Source organism: Dyella sp. (genome assembly GCF_036568765.1).
GTDB lineage: Bacteria > Pseudomonadota > Gammaproteobacteria > Xanthomonadales > Rhodanobacteraceae > GSA-30.
This window is the reverse complement of the sequence record NZ_DATCRY010000013.1, coordinates 1-4,683: the sequence shown is the minus strand read 5'-3', so window position 1 is coordinate 4,683 and position 4,683 is coordinate 1. Positions and strand designations below refer to the sequence as shown.

Sequence of the window (4,683 nt, the reverse complement as noted above, 5' to 3'; positions counted from 1 at the left end):
CCCTGCCCGCCGGAGTCGGACTGCGCCAAGAACCCGCAGGAAGCGAAGAAGCGCAGCTACGGTTATCCCAGTGGCCACGCCAGCCGGGCGGCCGTCGATGCCACGCTGCTGGCCCAGCTGTTTCCGCAGGACGCCGATGCGCTGATGCAGCATGCCCGCGACATCGGCTGGCATCGGGTGGTGAAGGGCGTGCATACCCTGCAGGACATCTACGGTGGCCGCGTCTTCGGGCAATCGCTGGCTGACGCCATGCTGACGTCGGCGGCCATGCAGCGCGACCTCGCTGCCGCGAAGGCCGAATTGCGTGCTGCCGGGCTATCCCCTGCCGCTGCTGACGCGCACTGATTCCGGAAAGCCTTTCCCCGCACTGTCACAAACCTGCAAGACAATCGAACGTCTCGCCCCCGCTAGACAGGTACCGGGCGACACGGTCGGAAGGGTCCATGCACATCATCCTGGTAGAAGACGATCTGCAACTGGGCGCGGCCATTCGCCGCGCCCTGGAGCGTCTCTCCTATACGGTTACCTGGCTGACCGACGGTCACGAAGGCGCGGCCGCCATGCGCGACGAAGAAGCCGATCTCGTGCTGCTGGATCTGGGATTGCCCGGCAAGGATGGCCTGGAACTGCTCAAGGAAACGCGGCGCGACAACATCCTCACGCCGGTGATGATCATGACGGCGCGCGACGCGGTGCAGGCGCGCGTCCACGGATTGGACGCCGGTGCCGATGATTACCTCACCAAGCCCTTTCATCTCGACGAACTTGGCGCGCGTATCCGCTCGCTCACCCGCCGTATGCAGGGCCTCGCCGCCAACTGCATCGTCGCCGGCGCGCTGAAGATGGACCTTGGCACGTTGGAAGTGCATTTCCGCAGCGAGAAAATCGATCTGACCCGCCGTGAGTTCGCTCTTCTGCAAGTGCTCATGGAACGCGCGGGCCGTGTCGTGCGACGCGATGCACTGGAAAGCTCGCTGTACGGCACGGAAGCCGTGAGCGACAGCGCGCTGGACGTCATCGTACATGCCCTCCGCCGCAAGCTCAGCTTCGACACCATCCAGACAGTCCGCGCCTTCGGCTACATGATTCCCCGGGATCCGCAATGACGCCCAGGAGCCTGCGCGGACGCCTGCGCTGGATGATCGTGGCGATGCTTCTCATCGTGTGGGTGCCTGTGGCGATCTACAGCTATACGCACACCAGCGCCGAACTCGAGGAGATGTCCGACGGCCGGTTGGCCCAGGCCGCCCATACGATCAGCGCCTTCGTGCAGAACAATGGCCTTCCGGCATTGACCGGCAAGCAGCCGTTGCTCGCCAGCGTGCAGAAGAAGAAGGTGATCCAGGCCGCGGGCGACGTACCGACCTGGGAATCCGAAGTCGGCTATCAGGTCTTCGACAAGACAGGCACGCTGCTTGCCGGCTCGATCAACTTGATGGCTTTGCCATCGACGCCCACCGATCGGTCTTCGTATCAGGATTTGCGCAAGGCGCACCACATCTGGCGTGTCTATACCTATGTGGATAAAGCCACGAACCTGGTGATTCGAGTCGCCGAGCGATACGACACCCGCCTTGAAATCATCCGGACACTCTGGCTGGAGCACGGCTTGCCGTTCCTTGTAGCGCTGCCGTTGCTCGCCTTGCTGATCGGCTGGTCCACCAGTCGCGGCCTGCGTCCCCTGATAGCGCTGGCGTCGGCCTTGTCGTCCCGCGAACCCGGCAGCCGCGAGCCCATTACGCTCAAGCAGGCCCCGGAGGAACTGGAACCCGTCGTCAGCGCGCTCAATCAACAGTTGGCCCGACAGGAAGATGCCCTGGAACGCGAGCGCCGATTCAGCGCTGACGTGGCGCACGAGCTGCGCACGCCGCTTGCCTCGATCATGCTCAATCTCGAAAGCGCGATGGTCGCCGATTCCGCGGCGGAGATGCACGACAGTCTCAGCGGCGCCCACCAAAGCGTCGCCAAGCTCACTCGGCGCGTCGAGCAACTGCTGGCGCTGGCCAAGATCGAAGCCGGCGCGGCTTCCTGCAAACCGGCCATCGTCGACCTGGTGGATGTAGCCACACATGTCATCGATGAACTGGCCCCCGTGGTCTCCAGCAGCGGTGTGTCGTTGGGTTTCGAGTCGCCCGCCGAGCCGGTGCTCATTCGCGGATACGACGCCGCCGTATCCGCGCTCCTGCGGAATCTGCTCGAGAATGCCCTACGGCATGTTCCACGCGGCGGCATGGTGCAGATCGTCGTCGATAGCAACGCGCAGGAAACGACGCTGGAGGTTATGGACAACGGCCCGGGCATTCCGCCAGAGCGGCGCCAGGCCGTGTTCGCGCGCTTCCACCGCGAATCTTCCATGCGCGGCGATGGTTATGGCCTTGGGCTTTCCATCGTGCAGCGTGCGACGGATTTGCACGCGGGCTCCATCGAGTTGCTGGATTCACCCTACGGCAATGGGTTGCGGGTACGCGTTGCTATACCCCGACACGGGGACGACGAGCTCGCCTAGGTTGCCGACAACTCGCACGGGGTTACCCCCTCACCCCAGCCCTCTCCCCCGGCGGAGCCAGGGGAGAGGGAGCAGTGTGCGCAAGTGCGAAGTACTGAGGCTTACCTCAGGGAACCTCTAAAAACCTGTCAATGACTTGGACACAGCGAAAACGGATCCTATCGTTGTGGGAGCGACTTCAGGGAACCTCTAAAAACCTCGCAATCGCCCGAACATAGCGAAAGCGGATTCTATCGTTGTGGGAGCGACTTCAGTCGCGACAAGGGCTTGCGATAAGGCACGATCGTCGCGACGAAAGTCGCTCCCACAGAAGAGCCAGTTCTTAGAGGTTTCCCTCAGTCGGCTCCCTCTCCCCTGGCTCCGCCGGGGGAGAGGGCTGGGGTGAGGGGGCAACCCCGCAAGCAAAAAGTCACGCGACATGATTCGCCATCCCACAAACCGCCAACACTCAGCTCTTCCAAGACTCACACGAACACTCCAACGAAGTTGCTAAACTTCGCCAGTGAATACACGTCTTGAGAACGGCTACATCCTCACTCGCCATTGGCGGGACACCAAGGATGGCGTCGAGATCGAGCTGTGGCTGGCAACCGACGCGGGACCTCGCCGCGTGCTCGTCACAGGGCAGCGAAACGTGGCATTCGTCCGGGCGGATGCGCATGAACAGCTCCAAGCCGCGATCGGCAACGAGAGCGATGTGAAGTGCACCCCGCTGCCCATGAAAACCTTCGCGCAGGAGCCCGTCCTCGGAGTCTATACCTCTGGCTATAAAGCCATGCTCCAACTGGAGAAGCGACTGGCCGCCGCGGGCGTCGAACTGCTCGAAGCCGATATCCGCCCCGACGATCGCTATCTGATGGAGCGGTTCATTACCGCGAGCGTAATCGTCGAAGTCGAAGGCGATGCGGCAACCTTCCTCAATCCGCGCCTGAAACCCGGCGCGGGGTATCGCCCCGCACTACGGTTCGTATCGCTGGATATCGAAACCAGCGCACATGGCGAGCTTTATTCGATTGCGCTCGAAGGATGCGGCCAACGACAGGTCTTCATGCTCGGCAGCCCCGGCGCCGATGCAACAGACGACCTGGATTTCGAACTGAGCTACTTTGCCGAGCGCGCACAACTCATCGTCGCCCTCAACAGCTGGTTTCGCCATCACGACCCCGACGTCATCATCGGCTGGAACCTGATCCAGTTCGATCTGCGCCTGCTCCAGGCATGCGCCGAAAAGTGCGGTATGGTCCTGGCGCTCGGACGTGGCGGTACGCCGATCGAATGGCGAAATCACAAGCGGCGGGAGGGCTACGTCTTCGCGACGATCCCGGGGCGGTTGGCTATCGACGGTATCGAGGCGCTGCGTTCGGCGCTGTGGAGCTTCCCCTCTTTCAGCCTCGAGACCGTCGCCCAGGAGCTGCTCGGCGAAGGCAAGGCCATCGACGACCCCTACAGCCGGATGGCGGAGATCGAGCGCCGCTTCAACGAAGACAAGCCAGCCCTCGCACGCTACAACCTGAAAGACTGCGAGCTGGTAACGCGCATCTTCGCCAAGACCAAGCTCATGGAGTTTCTGCTTGAGCGAGCGAACGTCACCGGTTTGCAAGCCGACCGTATGGGCGGCTCGATCGCCGCCTTCAGTTACCTGTACCTGCCGCGTATGCATCGCGAAGGTTACGTGGCCCCTAACGCGAGCATACCCACCGGTGAATCGTACCCCGGCGGCTTCGTGATGGAGTCGCGCCCGGGCATCTACGATTCCATCGTGGTCCTGGACTATAAAAGCCTCTATCCGTCGATCATCCGTACCTTCCTGATCGATCCGATCGGCCTGGCGGAAGGCATGCTTGCCGTCGATCCCAAAACCACGATTCCCGGCCCGAATCGGACACGATTCTCACGAACCAAGCATTGTCTCCCCGGCTTGATCACGCAGCTATGGACCGGGCGCGACAAAGCCAAGGCCGCGGGTAACGCACCGCTATCGCAAGCGTTCAAGCTGCTGATGAATGCTTTTATCGGCGTGCTCGGCGCCGCGGGAGGAAAGTTCTTCGACCCGAAGCTGGTCTCCGCTGTCACGCTGCGAGGCCACGAGATCATGCGCCAGACGCGCGCATGGGTCGAGGCGGAAGGTTACGAAGTGATTTATGGAGATACCGACTCGATCTTCATCTGGCTGGGAA

Annotated in this window: 4 protein-coding genes; all 4 read left to right on the top strand. The window is 62.3% G+C overall.

Translation table 11 applies throughout. From position 1 onward, the window contains the following. Nucleotides 1-345, top strand: a 345-nt coding sequence (locus VIM98_RS00785; protein WP_331991181.1) for a phosphatase PAP2 family protein, incomplete at its 5' end; no start/stop codon positions are given. A gap of 98 nt (nucleotides 346-443) precedes the next feature. Beyond that, nucleotides 444-1,106 (top strand): response regulator, encoded by a 663-nt coding sequence (locus VIM98_RS00780; RefSeq protein WP_331991180.1) that lies wholly within the window; start codon nucleotides 444-446, stop codon nucleotides 1,104-1,106. Further along, the gene (locus VIM98_RS00775) at nucleotides 1,103-2,506 is read left to right on the top strand and encodes a sensor histidine kinase (protein WP_331991179.1); all 1,404 of its coding nucleotides are present in this window, start codon (nucleotides 1,103-1,105) and stop codon (nucleotides 2,504-2,506) included. Before VIM98_RS00780 ends, VIM98_RS00775 begins: the two co-directional genes overlap by 4 nt. Nucleotides 2,507-3,008: 502 nt before the next feature. Continuing rightward, nucleotides 3,009-4,683: DNA polymerase II (locus VIM98_RS00770; RefSeq protein WP_331991178.1), on the top strand; the 1,675-nt coding region annotated here is incomplete at its 3' end.

Bases quoted from the DNA above. Each gene is read 5' to 3' on its own strand.
- VIM98_RS00780 (WP_331991180.1), top strand. From the start codon at position 444: ATGCACATCATCCTGGTAGAAGACGATCTGCAACTGGGCGCGGCCATT.
- VIM98_RS00775 (WP_331991179.1), top strand. From the start codon at position 1,103: ATGACGCCCAGGAGCCTGCGCGGACGCCTGCGCTGGATGATCGTGGCG.